The 16,707-nt window shown below is 73.5% G+C and carries 15 protein-coding genes and 2 rRNA genes; 3 read left to right on the top strand and 14 right to left on the bottom strand.

All coding sequences use genetic code 11. The annotated features are described in order from the left end of the window. The first annotated feature begins 14 nt into the window (after nucleotides 1-14). Complete coding sequence (locus ABZ939_RS00085) at nucleotides 15-1,637, top strand: PucR family transcriptional regulator (RefSeq protein WP_361846775.1); 1,623 nt, start codon at nucleotides 15-17, stop codon at nucleotides 1,635-1,637. 706 nt (nucleotides 1,638-2,343) lie between these two features. Here ABZ939_RS00085 and ABZ939_RS00080 read toward each other — a convergent pair. The 6 genes from ABZ939_RS00080 to ABZ939_RS00055 form a co-directional block, all read right to left on the bottom strand. Then, complete coding sequence (locus ABZ939_RS00080) at nucleotides 2,344-3,435, bottom strand: glycosyltransferase family 4 protein (protein ID WP_361846772.1); 1,092 nt, start codon at nucleotides 3,433-3,435, stop codon at nucleotides 2,344-2,346. A 90-nt stretch (nucleotides 3,436-3,525) separates the two neighbouring features. Further along, nucleotides 3,526-4,290 (bottom strand): hypothetical protein, encoded by a 765-nt coding sequence (locus ABZ939_RS00075; protein ID WP_361846769.1) that lies wholly within the window; start codon nucleotides 4,288-4,290, stop codon nucleotides 3,526-3,528. A 57-nt stretch (nucleotides 4,291-4,347) separates the two neighbouring features. Then, nucleotides 4,348-6,075 carry a DNA repair protein RecN gene (recN, locus tag ABZ939_RS00070; protein ID WP_361847905.1) on the bottom strand — a complete coding sequence of 576 codons (1,728 nt, stop codon included), beginning with the start codon at nucleotides 6,073-6,075 and terminating at the stop codon, nucleotides 4,348-4,350. Nucleotides 6,076-6,231: 156 nt separating this feature from the next. Continuing rightward, the gene (locus tag ABZ939_RS00065) at nucleotides 6,232-7,143 is read right to left on the bottom strand and encodes an NAD kinase (RefSeq protein WP_361846766.1); all 912 of its coding nucleotides are present in this window, start codon (nucleotides 7,141-7,143) and stop codon (nucleotides 6,232-6,234) included. Further along, nucleotides 7,140-7,955, bottom strand: a complete 816-nt coding sequence (locus ABZ939_RS00060; RefSeq protein ID WP_361846763.1) for a TlyA family RNA methyltransferase — start codon at nucleotides 7,953-7,955, stop codon at nucleotides 7,140-7,142. The genes ABZ939_RS00065 and ABZ939_RS00060 overlap by 4 nt, the downstream gene beginning before the upstream one ends. A gap of 7 nt (nucleotides 7,956-7,962) precedes the next feature. Continuing rightward, nucleotides 7,963-8,277 carry a hypothetical protein gene (locus ABZ939_RS00055; protein WP_361846760.1) on the bottom strand — a complete coding sequence of 105 codons (315 nt, stop codon included), beginning with the start codon at nucleotides 8,275-8,277 and terminating at the stop codon, nucleotides 7,963-7,965. 42 nt (nucleotides 8,278-8,319) lie between these two features. Between ABZ939_RS00055 and ABZ939_RS00050 the strand changes: the two genes are divergently transcribed. Next, nucleotides 8,320-8,667: an SCP2 sterol-binding domain-containing protein gene (locus ABZ939_RS00050; protein ID WP_361846757.1), complete on the top strand. Its 348-nt coding sequence runs from the start codon at nucleotides 8,320-8,322 to the stop codon at nucleotides 8,665-8,667. On the opposite strand, the gene ABZ939_RS00045 is transcribed toward ABZ939_RS00050, so the two are convergent. The 4 genes from ABZ939_RS00045 to ABZ939_RS00030 all read right to left on the bottom strand — a co-directional run bounded on the left by ABZ939_RS00045 (nucleotide 8,656) and on the right by ABZ939_RS00030 (nucleotide 12,802). Further along, nucleotides 8,656-9,486 carry an ABC transporter ATP-binding protein gene (locus tag ABZ939_RS00045; RefSeq protein WP_361846754.1) on the bottom strand — a complete coding sequence of 277 codons (831 nt, stop codon included), beginning with the start codon at nucleotides 9,484-9,486 and terminating at the stop codon, nucleotides 8,656-8,658. The two genes, ABZ939_RS00050 and ABZ939_RS00045, sit on opposite strands and share 12 nt — an antisense overlap. A gap of 35 nt (nucleotides 9,487-9,521) precedes the next feature. Next, complete coding sequence (locus ABZ939_RS00040) at nucleotides 9,522-10,601, bottom strand: iron chelate uptake ABC transporter family permease subunit (protein ID WP_361846751.1); 1,080 nt, start codon at nucleotides 10,599-10,601, stop codon at nucleotides 9,522-9,524. Continuing rightward, nucleotides 10,598-11,557, bottom strand: coding sequence for an iron chelate uptake ABC transporter family permease subunit (locus ABZ939_RS00035; protein ID WP_361847902.1), 960 nt, complete (start codon nucleotides 11,555-11,557; stop codon nucleotides 10,598-10,600). Before ABZ939_RS00035 ends, ABZ939_RS00040 begins: the two co-directional genes overlap by 4 nt. A 189-nt stretch (nucleotides 11,558-11,746) precedes the next feature. Beyond that, entirely contained in the window at nucleotides 11,747-12,802 is a 1,056-nt protein-coding gene (locus ABZ939_RS00030) for an HAD hydrolase-like protein (protein ID WP_361846748.1), read from the bottom strand. 95 nt (nucleotides 12,803-12,897) lie between these two features. Here ABZ939_RS00030 and ABZ939_RS00025 point away from each other — a divergent pair, with 95 nt between their 5' ends. Then, nucleotides 12,898-14,184, top strand: a complete 1,287-nt coding sequence (locus ABZ939_RS00025; RefSeq protein WP_361846745.1) for a DUF1015 domain-containing protein — start codon at nucleotides 12,898-12,900, stop codon at nucleotides 14,182-14,184. Between the two features lie 59 nt (nucleotides 14,185-14,243). Here the strand turns inward: ABZ939_RS00025 and ABZ939_RS00020 are convergent, their stop codons facing one another. From ABZ939_RS00020 to ABZ939_RS00005, 4 genes are all read right to left on the bottom strand, one after another. Continuing rightward, nucleotides 14,244-15,044 carry a tetratricopeptide repeat protein gene (locus ABZ939_RS00020; RefSeq protein ID WP_361847899.1) on the bottom strand — a complete coding sequence of 267 codons (801 nt, stop codon included), beginning with the start codon at nucleotides 15,042-15,044 and terminating at the stop codon, nucleotides 14,244-14,246. Beyond that, nucleotides 14,981-16,159, bottom strand: coding sequence for a hypothetical protein (locus ABZ939_RS00015; protein ID WP_361847896.1), 1,179 nt, complete (start codon nucleotides 16,157-16,159; stop codon nucleotides 14,981-14,983). Before ABZ939_RS00015 ends, ABZ939_RS00020 begins: the two co-directional genes overlap by 64 nt. A 227-nt stretch (nucleotides 16,160-16,386) precedes the next feature. Further along, nucleotides 16,387-16,503 (bottom strand): 5S ribosomal RNA (gene rrf, locus ABZ939_RS00010). A gap of 110 nt (nucleotides 16,504-16,613) precedes the next feature. Further along, nucleotides 16,614-16,707: ribosomal RNA gene (locus tag ABZ939_RS00005) — 23S ribosomal RNA — on the bottom strand; the annotation flags it as partial.

The raw sequence follows: 16,707 nt of genomic DNA, 5'->3' as shown, positions 1-16,707 counted from the left end.
TAGCGTCCGGCTCCATGGACAATCAGGGCGGGATCACCGTGCAGCGGGCGCTGGAGCTGCCCGGGCTCCGCAGCGGACTCCCGGAGGTCGTCGCCGGGGCGGACCGGCTGCACCGGACGGTGCGCTGGGTGCACGCGGGCGAGGTCCCGAACATCGCGTCCCTGCTCAAGGGCGGCGAGCTGTTGCTGACCACGGGCCTGGGGCTCGGCACACGCCCGGCGGAGCAGCGGGCGTTCGTACGGCGGCTCGCGGACCGGGGCATCGCCGCGCTGGTGGTGGAGCTGGGCCCGCGCTTCTCGCGCCTGCCGGCGACGATCGTGGAGACGGCGCGTTCGGCCGGTCTGCCGCTGGTGCAGCTGCACCGCGAGGTGCCTTTTGTGGCCGTCACGGAGGAGATCCACACCGAGATCGTCAACGGCCACTACGCCCTCCTCCGGCAGGCGGAGGAGGTGCACCGGCAGTGCACGGAGGCGCTGCTCGGCGGGGGCGGGGTGCCGCAGGTGCTGCGGATCCTGGCCGAATTCACCGCGAACCCGGTCTTCCTGGAGACGGCGGACGGGCAACTGCTCTACGCGGCGGGCACGGAGTCGGGCCCGGCGGACCCGCTCCAGGTGTGGGACGGCCTGCGCGGCCAGCGGGCGGCGCGCGAGTCGGGCCCACCGGTGGGCTCGGTCCTGGTGGACGTGCCGGGCGGCGGTCCCGGCACGGGCTCGATCCGCGCCCGCCTGGTGCTGCTGTCCGTCGCGGGCCCGCTCTCCCCGGTGCACCGGATGGCGGCGGAGCGGGCGGCGGGGATTCTGGCGGTCGTGCTGATGCAGGCGCGGCAGGAGGAGGAGCTGGCTGCCCGGGGCCGGGGCGACTTCCTGACGGACCTGGCGGAGGGGCGGATCACGGCGGAGGACGCGCCGGCGCAGGCGCGGGTGCTGGGCTTCCGCCCGGGCGACGGCCCGCTGCTCCCCGTGGTGATGCGTCTCGCCTCGGAGCTCTCCCCCTCGGGCAACTGGGCGCTGCTCGCGCGGGCGGTGCTGGAGGAGCTGTCGTCGGTCGGCGTCCCCGTCCTTCTGGGCGTCCGCCCGGTCGAGGGCCGGGTCCCCCTCCTGCTCGGCCTCCGGTCGGAGTCGGAGCGTACGGCGGTGGCGGACCGGGTGGCGGCGGCGCTGCGCGCGGGCGTCGAGCGGGCGGGCCTGGAACGGGCGGGCGCGAACCCGCCGGTGGTCGTGGTGGGCGTCGCGGGCGGCTGGGCGGCGGCGTCGGCGTCCCTGCGGCATGCGGGCGAGACGGCGACGGCGGCGCAGGGGCTCTCGGACCGCCCCTGGTACGACGCGCGGCGCCTGGACATCGACCTGCTGCTGTGGCGCCTGCGGGAACACCCGGACCTGGCGGCCTTCGTGGACCGCGCGATCGGCCCCCTGAGGGACCACGACCGCACGTCCCGCCCCCCGCTGCTCCCGACCCTGGAGACCTACCTGGCCCACGCGGGCCGCAAGGCGGAGACGGCGAGGGAGCTCCACCTGAACCGCCAGACGCTCTACAACCGCCTGGCCCGCATCTCCGAACTCCTCGGCACGGACCTCGACGACCCCCAGACGGTCCTGGCCCTCTCCCTGGCCCTCCGCGCAAGACGCCACACGCCATAGCCGGGGGGCCTGGGGCCGCAGGCGTGCCGGGGGCGAGGCCCGAGCCACCGGGCCACCGAGGTCACCGCCATCACGCCCACCCGCCCACCGAGGGCGAGGCCCGTGCCACCGGGCCACCGAGGTCACCCACCGGCGCGCTGGGGGCGAGGCCCGAGCCACCCGGCCACCGAGGTCACCGCCATCACGCCCACCCGCCCACCGGGTGCGAGGCCCGAGCCACCCGGCCACCGAGGTCACCGCCATCACGCCCACCCGCCCCACCGGGGGCGAGGCCCGCGCCCCCAGGCCACCGGGGTCACCACCTCGCGCCCACCGGCGGGGACACAACCCACCTGCCCGTCCCCCCGAAGGCGGAGACCCCCCGTGGCCACCAGGCCATCGGCGCCGACGCGCCCGCCAGGCAACGCCCCCGTGGCCGCCAGGCCGCCGGGGCGGACGCGCCCGCCAGGGCGCCGTCCGTTGTGCCCACCCGTCCCGCCCAGCGGGACGATTGCCCACAACGGGCGTACCTGCGGCGCGAAGCTGCCGCGCCCCGGGCCCAGCCCGGCCCTACCTCGCCCCGCAGCTGCCGAACCCCCGGGCCCAGCCGGGCCCATGTCGCGCCGCGGCGCGAAGCCGCCGCGTACGGGGGCTCGGGGGCGGAGCCCCGGGAATCGTCAGGGTTTCGGGGAGGGGCGGGGTGGGGGGTCCGCCCCGTCCAGACCGCTCAGCGGCGGTCCGACAGCTCGTCGTACACGCTCAAGACGTGCGCGATCGTTTCGTCCTCCGTCGGCCACGTGCCCGCCTGCACCCGGCCGGCCGCCGCAAGGTCCATCCGCCGGTCCACGTCCGCCAGCAACCCCCGCACCGCCTCCGCCAGCGCCGCCGCGTCCCCCCACGGAACCAACTCCGCCGCGTCCCCGACCAGTTCGGGCACCCCTCCCACCGCCGTCGCGACCAGCGGGACACCGAGCCGCAGGGCCTCCTGCGCCAGCGGCGAGCGGGCCTCCCATCGCGAGGTCAGGACCGCCACGTCCGCCGCGGCCAGCAGCTCCGCCACGTCGTCCCGGCTGCCGATCAGCCGGACCGCCAGCCCCTCCTCCTCGATCCGCCGCTGCAGCGCCGCCCGTTCGCGCCCCTCCCCCGCGATCACGAGCAGCGGCTGCGGGTCCAGGTCACGCCACACCCGCGCCGCGTCCAGCAGCATGCCGTACCCGCGCTCCGGCACCAGCGCGCCGACCGCCATCAGCAACGGCCGGTCCACCGCCCCCAGTTCCGCCCGCGCCTTCCCGTCGTGCAGACAGACCGGTGCCCGTGACGGGGGTACCGTCACCGGCGCGAGCCGGGCGTCCCGCGCCCCGCGCCGCCGCGCCCGGTCCACCAGCTCGGAGGACGTGCCGAGGACAACCGCCGCCGCCCGCACCGTCCGCCGTTCGAGCAGCCGCAACAGCCCGCCCCGCGCCCCGTCCACATGGTTGCGGGTGTGCCAGGTCGTCACGAGCGACGGCGACGGCGCCCGTACCCCGCCCGACAGCGCGATCATCGCCCGCACCGACGCGTGCAGCCCGTGCGCGTGCACGACGTCCGCGCCGATGCAGGCATTGCGGAGCAGCGCGACCGTCGCGGGGTCGTTGCGGCGCGGGACGGGCACGAAGTGCGCGCCGGCGCCGATGAAGTCGTAGGCGCGGTCGAGTTCGGCCGGGGCGCACACGGTCACCCGCACGCCCCTCGCCACCAGCCCCGAGGCAAGTGATCTGACGTGAGCGCTGCTGCCCGCGCTGCCGCCGCCCAGCACTTGGACCGTACGGAGCTGTGTCACGCGCCCAAGGATGCCAGCCCGTACGCACGTTCCGGCACCGAAGCCGCGTCGTTCCCGTGTCCGAGCCCTCAACTCGCCGGGCGGTATCACTCACATGGGTGAGCGCGCGAGGTCGCTCACCTGCGCGCCGTACGCCGCCGCCGCGATGAGCCCCGCCGCGTGGACGACGAGTCCGAACCGCCCGTTCCCGGCGGCGATCGCGCTGCCGACGGCCGCGCCGAGCGCGTGCGCGCCCGTGTCGCCGAGCATGGTGCGCTCCCCGAGGTCGTCGGCGAGGACGGCGGCCGCGGCGCCCATCGGCGCGGCCGCGAGCGAACCACGCAGCAGTCCGGGCGCACCGAGCCCCAGGACCGTCAACGCGGCGCGCCCGGGCGCCACGTCCACGAGGTTGACGAAGTGCGCGGTCCCCGCGATCACCACACCGGCCAGGACCTTGTCCACCGGACGCTCCTTCAGCAGCGCCCCCGCCACGAGCCCGGCCGCGCCGATCCCGAGCAGCTTCACGGCCCCGCTGGTGACCTCGCCGCCCCTCAGGGCATCGAGGTGCGCCCGGAAGCCGCGCCGGTGGTCGCCCTTCAGATCGTCGTACGCCCCGCAGGCGCCGGCGGCGAGGACGGCCAAGGCGGCCGGCCCTCCCCCAGCCTTCGGCCGGGCGGACCCCCATCCCGCTGCGCCCGCGACGGCCAGCGCGGTCCCGACAGCCGTCGCGGGCCCGGCGTACAGATCGACGCTCCGCCCCGCGTGGTTCTCCCGCCGCCACCGCTCGTCGTCCCGGCGCCGCAGCCCGGCGTACACGGCCCGGCTCACACCCGCGGCCACCGCGAATGCCCCCACCCTGCCCAGCTTCCCGATCATGGCGCCCAGCCTAGGCGGCCGCGCCGGGCACAAGAGAAGCGGGCCTGAGCAAGGCCGTCAGGCGTCCGCGCGCGCCGTCGCCAGCAGCTCCTCCGCGTGCGCCCTGGCCGTCTCCGAGTCCTCCTGGCCCGCCAGCATCCGCGACAGCTCGCGGACCCGGTCCTCGCCCTCCAGGACGGTGACACCGGAACGGGTCACGGACCCGTCGTTGGTCTTCTCCACCAGCAGCTGCCGGTCGGCGAACGCCGCGACCTGCGGAAGGTGCGTGACGACCACGACCTGCGCGGACTTGGCGAGCTTGGCCAGGCGGCGGCCGATCTCCACGGCCGCCTTGCCGCCGACGCCCGCGTCGACCTCGTCGAAGAGATACGTCGGCACCGGATCCGTACCCGCGAAGACGACCTCGACGGCCAGCATCACCCGGGACAGCTCACCACCGGACGCGCCCTTCGCGATCGGCCGCGGCGGCGCGCCCGGGTGCGGGGCGAGCAGCAGCTCCACCTCGTCGGCGCCGGACGGCCCGTACGCCACGGAGCGCCCGCCGACCTCGACACCCGAAGCCTCGTCGACGGACTCCGTCTGCCGGATGTCGAAGGACACGCGCGCGTGGGGCATGGCCAGCGACGCCAGTTCGGCGGTGACGGCGTCGGCGAACCTCGCCGCCGCCTCTGTACGGGCGTCGGTGAGCGCCTGCGCGAGGACCGACAGTTCGGTCCGCAGCGCGTCCCGCTCGGCCGTCAGCTCGCCGATCCGGTCGTCGTCGCCCTCCAGCTCGGTGAGCCGGGCCGCGCCGTCCTGCGCCCAGGCCAGCACGGCGGAGACGTCCGCGCCGTACTTCCGGGTGAGCTGGGTCAGCGCCGCGCGCCGCTCCTCGACGGCGGCGAGCCGGCGCGGGTCGGCGTCCAGGTTGTCGGCGTACCCGGCCAGCTCCCCCGCCACGTCGGCGAGCAGGATGGAGATCTCCCCCATCCGGTCCGCGAGCGCGGCGAGCGCCGGATCGTGCGACCGTACGGCTTCCAGGGCGCGGCCCGCCCCCGCGACCAGGGTCGTCGCGTCGACGGCCTCCGGGTCCTCGGGCTGCCCGGCGAGGGCCGCGTGCGCCAGGGCGGCGGCGGAGGCGAGGGCCTCGGCGTGCCCGAGCCGCTCGGCCTCGGCGGCCAGCTCGGTGTCCTCCCCGGCCCGCGGCTCGACGGCCTCGATCTCGCCGAGGCCGAAGCGCAGCAGATCCGCCTCCTGGGCCCGTTCCCGCGCCCGCGTGGTGATCTCGTCCAGCTCGGCGACGACGGCACGCAGCCGCCGGTACGCCTCCCCGTACGCGGCCAGCGGTACGGCGACGGCGTCGCCCGCGTACCGGTCCAGGGCCCCGCGCTGTCGGGCCGGCTTGAGCAGGCCCTGCTGGTCGGTCTGGCCGTGCACGGCGACGAGTTCGTCGGCGAGCTCGGCGAGCAGGCCGACGGGCACGGAGCGCCCGCCGAGATGGGCGCGCGAGCGCCCCTCGGCCGAGACCGTCCGGCTGACGAGCAGCGCCCCGTCGTCGAGCTCGGCGCCCGCCTCCTCAGCCCGTGCGGCCGCTCCCGCGCCCTCGGGCAGGGTGATCCGACCCTCGACGACGGCCGAGCCCGCGCCGATCCGCACCAGGGCGGGGTCGGCGCGCCCGCCGAGCAGCAGCCCCAGGCTCGTCACGACCATGGTCTTGCCCGCACCGGTCTCACCCGTCACCGCGGTGAAACCGGGCGACAGCTCGACAACAGCGTCGTCGATGACCCCGAGCGACCGTATCCGCATCTCCTCCAACACGGGGAAGACCTTACGAGGTCGAGGCCCGGCTGTGCGACGGCCCCTGCCGGAACGGTGCGAACCCGCAGGTCGGGTGTACGGCTGTCACCCGTGGGGGTGGGTGGTCCGGACCCGTTCCGGCCGCGGCAGGGACGGGCCTGCGCCCTAGTGCGGCGCGCCGCGCCAGCCAGACACCGGCAGGGCGAACTTCGCCACAAGACGGTCCGTGAACGAGGCGTGGTGCAGCCTGGCCAGCCGTACGGGAACCTCCCCGCGCCGCACCTCCACCCGTGCACCCGCCGGGAGTTCCACCGTCCGCCGTCCGTCGCACCACAGCACCCCGTGCGGGGTGTGCGGCTCGACCTCCACCGTGAGCACCGATTCCGGCGTCGTCACCAGCGGCTTGGCGAACAGCGCGTGCGCCCCGATCGGGACCATCAGCAGCGCCTCCACCTCCGGCCAGATCACCGGTCCGCCCGCCGAGAAGGCGTACGCCGTCGAACCCGTCGGAGTCGCGCAGATCACCCCGTCGCAGCCGAACCCGGTGACCGGCCGGCCGTCGATCGCGAGCACGACCTCCAGCATCCGCTCCGGGGAGACCTTCTGCACGGCGGCCTCGTTCAGCGCCCAGTCCCGGTGCAGCACGTCCCCGTTCTCGTACACGACGACGTCGAGGGTCATCCGCTCCTCGACCTCGTACGCGCGCGTGACGACCCGGTCGACGACCTTGTCGAGGTCGTCGCGCTCGGCCTCCGCGAGGAAGCCGACCCGCCCCAGGTTCACGCCGAGCATCGGCACGCCGGACGCCCGGGAGAACTCCGAGCCGCGCAGCAGCGTGCCGTCGCCGCCGAGGACGACCAGCAGCTCACACCCCTCCAGCGCGTCGGAGCAGGCCTCCGGCACCACCTCCACGGACGGCGGCAGCGGCAGGTCGGCCGCCTCCGCCTCCAGGACACGGACGCCGATCCCGCTGCGCAGCAGCCCGAGGACGACGAGTTCGGCGCTGCGCACGGCGGCCGGCCGGCCGGTGTGCGCGAGCAGGAAAACGGTGCGCTGTGCTGCTGTCGTTGAGCTCAACGAGGTCCCTCCGCCACGGCGCGGTCGACATCCGCCGGATCGAGCGCGGGCGCCCCTGCCCGCAGCCACAGAAAGTACTCGACGTTGCCGGACGGTCCGGGCAGCGGGCTGGCGGTCACGCCCAGCACACCGAGCCCGAGCTCGCCGGCCTGGCGCGCCACGTTCTTCACGGCGTCGGCCCGCAGCTCCGTGCTGCGCACCACACCCCCCGTACCGAGCCGTTCCTTGCCCACCTCGAACTGCGGCTTGACCATCAGCACCAGATCCGCGTCGGGGGCGGTGCAGCGCGCCAGAGCGGGCAGCACGAGGCCGAGCGGGATGAAGGAGAGGTCGCCGACGACGAGGTCGACCGGCGTTCCGTCGATCGCTTCGAGCGTCAACTCGCGCACGTTCGTCCGGTCCTTCACGGTGACCCGCTCGTCGCTCTGCAGCGACCAGGCGAGCTGTCCGTAGCCGACGTCGACGGCGACGACGTGCGCGGCACCGGCCCGCAGCAGGACGTCGGTGAAGCCGCCGGTCGACGCGCCCGCGTCGAGGGCCCGGCGCCCTTCGACCTTCAGTCCCTGCGGTACGAAGGCGGCGAAGGCCCCGGCCAGCTTGTGGCCGCCGCGCGAGACGTAGTCGGGGTCGGCGTCGTCCTGGGCGACGACGATGGCCGCGGCGGTCTCGACCTGGGTGGCGGGCTTGGTCGCCACGGTCTTGCCGACGGTCACCCGCCCCGCGGCGATCAGCTGGCTGGCGTGCTCGCGCGAGCGGGCGAGCTTGCGGCGTACCAGCTCGGCGTCCAGACGGCGGCGTGCCACTCCTGCCACGTTCGGTTCAGCTCCTGTGGTCGTGATGCGTTGTCGGCGGTGTCGGTCCGGGGCGGACGGCGTCGAGCGAGGTCAGCTCGTCGCGCAGCCCACGGTGTACATCCTCGTACACCTCCAGGTGTCCGTCCGCCGCGAGGTGGTCCGCGTCGCCGAGCCGCTCCAGGAGGGCGTCCACGGCGGGACGTCCGGTGGGGGTGCGCTCCACGCCGAGAGGCGCGGGCGCGGCGGGCTCGTACGCCTCCGCCTCCACCGCCGTCTCCTCGCGCCCGCCCTGGTCCGGGGCGGGGTCCGGGTCCGGCGTCACATCCGTCACGTCGCTCATCCCCCGACGCTATCGCGAAGGCCTGGGGTACGGTCGATCACGATGGCCACGATCGAGGAGTGCCGCCGCGCACTCGACAAACTTTCGGACAATCTCGCACGCGCGGACGGCGAGGTGCGCAGCGCTGCCGCGCTCGACCGCACCCTGAGCTGCCACATCAAGGATCTGGACACGACGTTCACCGGCCGTCTCGCGGGCGGCCGGATCGAGGTCCAGGACACGGTGGCGGGTCCACCGCCCGCCAAGGCGCAGATCCGTCTGGCGATGACCGGCGACGACCTGGTGGCGATGGTGAACGGCGAGCTGAACTTCGCCAAGGCCTGGGCCTCCGGCCGGGTCAGGCTGGAGGCCGGCTTCCGCGACCTGCTCCGGCTGCGCTCACTTCTGTAGCGCGGGCTCCTGCTTCTTGGCGCGTGCCTTCCGCCCCGCGGGCACGACCAGCGGCGTCCCCGTCTCGGGGTCGTCGATCACCTGGCAGCGCAGCCCGAAGACCCGCTCCACCAGCTCGGCCGTCACGACCTCGGCCGGCGGGCCCTCCGCGACCACCTCGCCGCCGCGGACGGCGACGAGGTGGGTGGCGTACCGGGCCGCGTGGTTCAGGTCGTGCAGGACGGCGACCAGGGTGCGGCCCTGGGTCTCGTGCAGCTCGGCACACAGGTCGAGGACGTCGATCTGGTGCTGGATGTCGAGGAAGGTCGTGGGCTCGTCGAGCAGCAGCAGCGGGGTCTGCTGGGCGAGCGCCATCGCGATCCACACCCGCTGGCGCTGGCCGCCGGACAGTTCGTCGACGTACCGCTCCGCCAGCTCGGCCACTCCGGTCGCGGCCATCGACTCCTGGACGATCCGCTCGTCCTCCGGCGACCACTGGCGCAGCAGCCCCTGGTGCGGGTAGCGGCCGCGGGCCACCAGGTCGGCGACCGTGATGCCGTCGGGGGCGATGGAGGACTGGGGCAGCAGGCCGAGGGTCTTGGCGACCTTCTTCGCGGGCATGGTGTGGATGGTCTGCCCGTCGAGGAGCACCCGGCCCTGGGACGGCTTGAGCATCCGGGACAGGGCGCGCAGGAGCGTCGACTTGCCGCAGGCGTTGGGCCCGACGATGACCGTGAAGGAGTTGTCCGGGATCGCGACGGACAGGTCACGGGCGATGATCCGCTGGTCGTAGGCGAGGGTGACCGACTCCGCGCTGAGCCGCTGGGTCTGACCGTCCATGGAGGTGCTCCTGAGATCCTTCGCGTTCTTCGCGTTCATATCCGTCCCGCCTTGCGTTCGGTGACGAGCAGCCACAGCAGATAGCAGCCGCCGAGCACGCCGGTGACGACGCCGACGGGCAGCTGCCGGTCACCGAAGGCGTTGGTCGCGGTCCAGTCGGCGACGAGCAGCAGCGCGGAGCCCATCAGGGCGGAGGGGGCGAGGTTGGGGCCGGGCGAGCGGGTCAGCCGACGCGCCAGCTGGGGCGCGCTGAGCGAGACGAAGACGATGGGTCCTGCGGCGGCGGTGGCGACGGCGACGAGCAGCACGGCGGAGCCCATCAGCACGATGCGGGTCCGCTCGACCCGCACGCCGAGGGCGAACGCGGCGTCGTCGCCCATCTCCAGCATCCGCAGCGCCCGTCCGTGCCCCAGGACCAACGGGATCAGGACGCAGCAGACGCCGAACAGCGGCCAGAACTGCTCCCAGTCGCGCCCGTCCAGCGAACCGGTCATCCACACCGTGGCGCGGGTCGCGTCGACCAGGTTGGCCTTGGTGATGAGGTAGTGGATGACGGCGGTGAGCATGGCGGCCGCGCCGATGCCGACGAGCACGAGGCGGTAGCCGTGGACGCCGCGCTTCCAGGCGAGGAGGTAGATCGCGGCGCCGGTGATCAGGGCGCCGACGACGGCCCCGCCCGCGGCGGCCGTGGCGCTGCCCTGGAAGAGCACGATGACGCCGAGCGCGCCGACGGTCGCGCCCTGGCCGAAGCCGATGACGTCGGGGCTGCCGAGCGGGTTGCGGGCGATGGACTGGAAGACCGCGCCGCCCACGCCGAGCGCGGCGCCGACGAACACCGCGACGAGGACGCGCGGCAGCCGGAGGTCCATGACCGCGAACTCCTGCACGGCGGTGCCGTCGCCGAGGAGGGTGGCGACGACGTCGCCGGGCGCGATGGGGAAGTCCCCGCTGCCGATGAGGACGATGCCGGCGGCGAGGGTGAGGACGAGCAGCGCGAGCACGGAGAGCGCGGCACGGGGCTCGTACCGTACGGAGAGTCCGCCACCGGTCCGTATGGAACGGGTGGCCACGGTCCTGGTGTTCACGGCCTCGGAGGTCACAGCTTTGGAGGTCACAGCTGGGCCATCCTCTTGCGGCGTACGAGATGGATGAAGACGGGTCCGCCGATCAGCGTGGTGACGATGCCGACCTGGAGCTCCGAGGGGCGGGCGACGAGCCGGCCGATCACGTCGGAGCCGAGCAGGAGGACGGGCGAGAGGACGGCGGCGTAGGGGAGGATCCAGCGCATGTCGGGGCCGGTGATGGCCCGTACGAGATACGGGACCATCAGCCCGAGGAACACGATCGGCCCGCAGGCGGCGGTCGCGGCGCCGCACATCAGCGTGACGGCCGCCATGGCGATGATGCGGGTGCGGTTGAGGTGGGCGCCGAGCGCGCGGGCGGTGTCGTCGCCCATCTCCATGGCGTTGAGGGGCCGGGAGATGAGCAGGGCGAGCACGACGCCGACGAGGATGAACGGCGCCACTCGGCGCACGGTCTCCATGTCGGCGGAGGCGAGCGAGCCGACGGTCCAGAAGCGGAGCCGGTCCAGGGCGGCGGAGTTGAGCAGCTGGACGGCGTTGACGTAGCCGTAGAGGGCGGCGGTGGCGGCAGTCCCGGCGAGCGCGAGGCGTACGGGGGTGGAACTGCGACTTCCGCCGAGGACGTACACGACGACGGAGACGACGGCGGCGCCGACGAACGCGAACCAGACGTAGTCGCCGGCGTCCGTGACCCCGAGGAACGCGATCGCGGAGACGACGGCCGCGGCGGCCCCGGCGTTGACGCCGAGGAGGCCGGGCTCGGCGAGCGGGTTACGGGTGAGGCCCTGCATCACGGCCCCGGAGAGGCCGAGGGCGACGCCGACGAGCAGTCCGAGGAGAGTGCGGGGGACACGAACGTCATGGATGATGACGTCGTTTCCGACACCGGTGTTCTGGAACAACCCGTGCCACACATCGCCGAGCGGCACCGGTTTGGCGCCGATCATGATGCTCAGGACACAGACCAGCAGCAGGACTCCGACGGCCACGACCAGCCCGACGGCGCGCACGGAATGCCGGCGCGTCGGCGTCTGGACAGGGCCGGTCGAATCCGCGCTCGCTCGGGAGGGACTCTCGACCAACACGGAGTTAGGTTAGCCTACCCTGCTATTCCTGTTCGATCCCGTACGCCCCCTGAGCAGCCAAAGCCCGTCAACAGGCCCCCGCGACGCGACGTATCACCATCCCAGCCGGCCCAACGCCTTCCCCGCGTCCAGCCCGCACGCTCCCGCCCCCGCCTCGGACCACGCCGCCCCGCACAACGCCCTTACCCCGTCCAGCACCTCGCCCTCCCCGTCGAGCACCAGCGCTCCGCCACTCACCGACGCGGTCCAGCCCCCGCACAGGAAGCCCTCGCCGGACTCCACCACCTCCGGCTGCCCCACCAGCAACCCTCGCAGGTCCGCGGCCACATACGTCGGCCGGTGCTCGGGCACCGCCGCGAGCAGCTGCGCGACGTCGGTCACCCCCGTCAGCACCAGCAGCGAGTCGACGCCCCCGTTGAACGCCCCCTCGATGTCCGTGTCCAGCCGGTCCCCGACCACCAGCGGCCGCTCCGCCCCCGTCCGCAGCACCGTCTCCCGGTGCATCGGCGGCAGCGGCTTCCCCGCCACCTTCGGCTCCACGACACCGCCCGTGGCGATCCGTACGACCTCCACCGCCGCCCCGTTCCCGGGCCCGATCCCGCGCGCCCCCGGAATCGTCAGGTCCGTGTTCGAGGCGTACCACGGCACCCCGCGCGCCACGGCGTAGCTCGCCTCCGCGAACCGCCCCCAGGGCAGCTCCGGCCCGCCGTACCCCTGCACCACCGCCGCCAGACCGTCCTCGTCGGCCGATTCCACCGGCACCAGGCCCCGCTCGCGCAGCGCCACCCGAAGCCCCTCCCCGCCGATCACCAACACCCGTGACCCGGCCGGTACTTCGTCGGCGATCAGCCGCGCCACCGCCTGCGCCGACGTGATGACGTCCCCCGCCTCGGCCGGCACCCCCAGCTCGGTCAGATGCGCTGCCACCGCGTCCGGCGTCCGCAGCGCGTTGTTGGTGACGTAGGCGAGATGCATCCCGCCGGCCCGCGCCGCGCCCAGCGCGTCGACCGCGTACGGGATCGCCTCACCGCCCGCGTACACCACGCCGTCCAGGTCGAGCAGCGCCGTGTCGTACGCCTCGCTCAGCGCCCGCGCGCTCCCGCCCGGCCGATTCCTGCCCAGCCGACCCTGGCCGCCGCCGTCACCCATGACCTCGTACTCCTCACATCACCGCGAAAACGATCACGCCATTCCCCGTCTCCCCCGATCATCGCTCATTGCCACGGCCCACTTACGATTGCGTAATGAACACCTCAGGTCCCGCGGCCGACGACGTCCGCGCCGACGGTCTGCACATGGTCCCGTTCCGGGGACTGCGCTACGTCCCCGAACGGGTCGGCAGCCTGGCCGCCGTGACCTCCCCGCCGTACGACGTCGTCGTACGGCCCGACGGACTGCACCACCTCGAGTCCGCCGACCCCCACAACATCGTCCGGCTGATCCTGCCGCAGGCGATCACCGCCGGCACCCGCCACCGCAAGGCCGCCGTCACCCTCGACCGCTGGCTCGCCGACGGCGTCCTCGCCCCGGACCCCGAGCCCGCCCTGTACGTGTACGAGCAGAGCGGTGACGGCATCCTCCAGCGCGGCATCATCGGCGCACTGGAACTCTCCACGCCGGCCGAGGGCATCGTGCTCCCCCACGAGGACGTGATGCCGCACGTGGTCGAGGACCGGGCGGCGCTGATGCGGACCACGGCCGCCAATCTGGAACCGCTCCTCCTCACCTACCGCGGCGACGGCAACGGAGCCGCGGAGGTCATCGAGCGCACCGTGCAGCGCGAGCCCCTGCTCGCCACGACCACGGAGGACGGCTTCAACCACCGGCTCTGGGCGGTCACGGACCCCGCCGAACTCGCGGCGATCTCCGCCGGGCTCGCGGAGCACCAGGCGCTGATCGCCGACGGCCACCACCGCTGGGCCACGTACTTGCGGCTGCGCGAGGAACACGCACAGCCCAGCCCGTGGAACTACGGCCTCGTCCTGCTCATCGACACGGCCCGCTACCCCCTCCGGGTCCGCGCCATCCACCGGCTCCTCAACCGCCTCCCGGTCGCGGACGCGCTCGCGGCCCTCGGCGACGGCTTCCGCGTCCGCCGCATCGAGGGCCCCTTGTCGACGGCCCTGGAGTCCCTGGAGTCCGCCGCGGCCGACGGCAACGCCTTCCTCCTGGCCGGCGACGGCGCCTTCCACCTCCTCGACCGGCCCGACCCGGAGCTGCTCGCCCGCACGATCCGCACCGACCGTCCCGAGGCATGGCGCACCCTGGACGCCACGGTCCTGCACTCCACGCTCCTCGACCACGTCTGGCACATCCCGGACGCCCCCGAGGACATCAGCTACATCCACGACACCCAGGCCGCCGTCGCCCAGGCCGAACGCCGCGGCGGTACGGCGGTGCTCATGCATCCGGTACGGGAGGACGTCGTACGGGACCTGGCCCGGCAGGGCGTCACCATGCCGCGCAAGTCGACGTCCTTCGGACCGAAGCCGGCGACGGGCCTGGTCCTCAGAAGCCTCGCGCTGGACTGAGGACACGAAGAAGGGCGGCACCCCGGAGGGGGTGCCGCCCTTCTTCACTTCACACGACGTCAGTTCTTGGGGTCCGCGTCGTCGTCCTCGTCGTCCTCGTCATCGAGGTCGTCGTCCTCGTCCATCTCGTCCGCCTCGTCGACGGCGTCGGTGTCCGCGATGTCCTCGGACTCGTCCAGCTCGTCGATGGCGTCCACGAACTCGACGCCGTCGAGCTCCGCGAGCCGGTCGGAGGCGTCCGTGGCGCCGTCCTTGTCCGACTCCAGCGCCTTGGCGAACCACTCACGGGCCTCGGCCTCACGCCCGGCCGCGAGCAGCGCGTCGGCGTAGGCGTACCGCAGGCGCGCGGTCCACGGGTGGACGGCGGTGGACGCGAGCTCGGGGCTCTGCAGGGTCACGATGGCGGCGTCGAGCTGCCCCATGTCCCGGCGGGCACCGGCGGCGACGAGCCGCATCTCGACCTGCCCGGCCTTGTCCAGCTTCTGCACCTCGGGCTCACCGGCCATGGCGAGCGCTCGCTCGGGCCGGCCCATGCCACGCTCGCAGTCGGCCATCACGGGCCACAGCTCGACACCACCGGTCATCCGCCGCGCGGCCCGGAACTCGGCCAGCGCCTCGGAGTACTTCTGCGTGGCGTACGCGGCGAAGCCGGCCGCCTCGCGGACCGCGGCGACGCGGGACGCGAGCCGCAGGGCGATACGGGAGTACGCGTACGCCTGCTCCGGGTCCTCGTCGATCAGGTTGGCGACCATGACGAGGTTGCGCGCGACATCCTCGGCGAGCCCCTTGGGCAGGCTCATGAGCTCCTGGCGCACGTCCTGGTCGATCTCCTCACCCGTGACGTCGTCCGGGATCGGCAGCCGCTTGATCGGCGCGCGGTCCGGCCGGTCCCGGTCACGGTCGTCCCGCCGGCCGTAGCCGCCCCGGTCGTCGCGACCGCGGTACCCGCCCCGGCTGTCGTCACGCCGGTCGTCCCGACGGAACCCGCCACCACGGCTGTCGTCACGACGGGGCCCACGGGGGCGGTCGTCACGGCGGTCGTCGCGACGGTCGTCACGGGGACGGTCGTCGCGACGGAAGCCACCACCGCGGCTGTCGTCACGCCGGTCATCACGCGGACGCTCGTCACGACGGAAGGAGGGCCGCTCGTCACGACGGTCGTCGCGACGGAATCCGCCACCACGGCTGTCGTCCCGGCGGAAGCCACCGCCACGGTTGTCGTCGCGGCGGTCATCGCGCCGGTCGTCACGGCGGAACGACGGGCGGTCGTCACGGCGGTCGTCACGGGGACGGTCGTCGCGACGGAAGCCACCACCGCGGTTGTCGTCACGACGGTCATCGCGGCGGTCGTCGCGCGGACGGTCGTCCCGACGGAACCCGCCACCACGGCTGTCATCACGGCGGAAGCCGCCACCACGGCTGTCGTCACGACGGTCATCACGACGGAAGGAGGGACGGTCATCGCGGCGGTCGTCGCGCGGACGGTCGTCCCGACGGAAGCCACCGCCACGGTTGTCGTCACGACGGTCATCGCGACGGAACCCGCCACCACGGCTGTCGTCGCGGCGGAAGCCACCACCGCGGTTGTCGTCGCGACGGTCATCACGACGGAAGGAGGGACGGTCATCGCGGCGGTCGTCACGCGGACGGTCGTCCCGACGGAACCCACCACCACGGTTGTCGTCACGACGGTCATCGCGACGGAACCCGCCACCGCGGTTGTCGTCACGACGGTCATCACGACGGAACGGGGGACGGTCATCGCGGCGGTCGTCACGCGGACGGTCGTCCCGACGGAAGCCACCGCCACGGTTGTCATCGCGGCGGTCGTCACGGGGACGGTCGTCCCGGCGGAATCCACCGCCACGGTTGTCGTCACGACGGTCGTCACGGGGACGGTCGTCCCGGCGGAATCCACCACCACGGTTGTCGTCACGACGGTCATCACGACGGAACCCGCCACCACGGTTGTCATCACGACGAGGCCCACGGAAGCCGCCCCGCTCGCCACCGTCCCTGCGGCGCGGCTCGCGCTCCGGTCGATCGTCGGGAGAGTTGGTGGACATCGGTGTGACTCCTGTCTTCGGGTACTGCAGTCATTCTCGCGCAGCCGGCACCCCGACGCGCTTCGAAAAGTTCATGGAAAAACAAAAGGACCCTTGGTCCCAGCGTGAACGCTGGGACCAAGGGTCCTGAAAGATTGTTCGGCGGCGTCCTACTCTCCCACAGGGTCCCCCCTGCAGTACCATCGGCGCTGAAAGGCTTAGCTTCCGGGTTCGGAATGTAACCGGGCGTTTCCCTAACGCTATGACCACCGAAACCCTATCGGGTTCTAGCGAACAAGCACACTTTTCAATTAAGTAAGTGAAACTGGTTCAACCGGTGCGACTGTTCGCAACCCGGGAACCACACAGTGGACGCGAGCAAATGAGGACAAGCCCTCGGCCTATTAGTACCGGTCAGCTCCACCCATTACTGGGCTTCCACATCCGGCCTATCAACCCAGTCGTCTACTGGGAGCCT

Source organism: Streptomyces sp. NPDC046712, assembly GCF_040645695.1.
GTDB lineage: Bacteria > Actinomycetota > Actinomycetes > Streptomycetales > Streptomycetaceae > Streptomyces.
The sequence above is the reverse complement of the archived record's forward strand: the minus strand, read 5'-3'. Positions and strand labels throughout refer to the sequence as shown.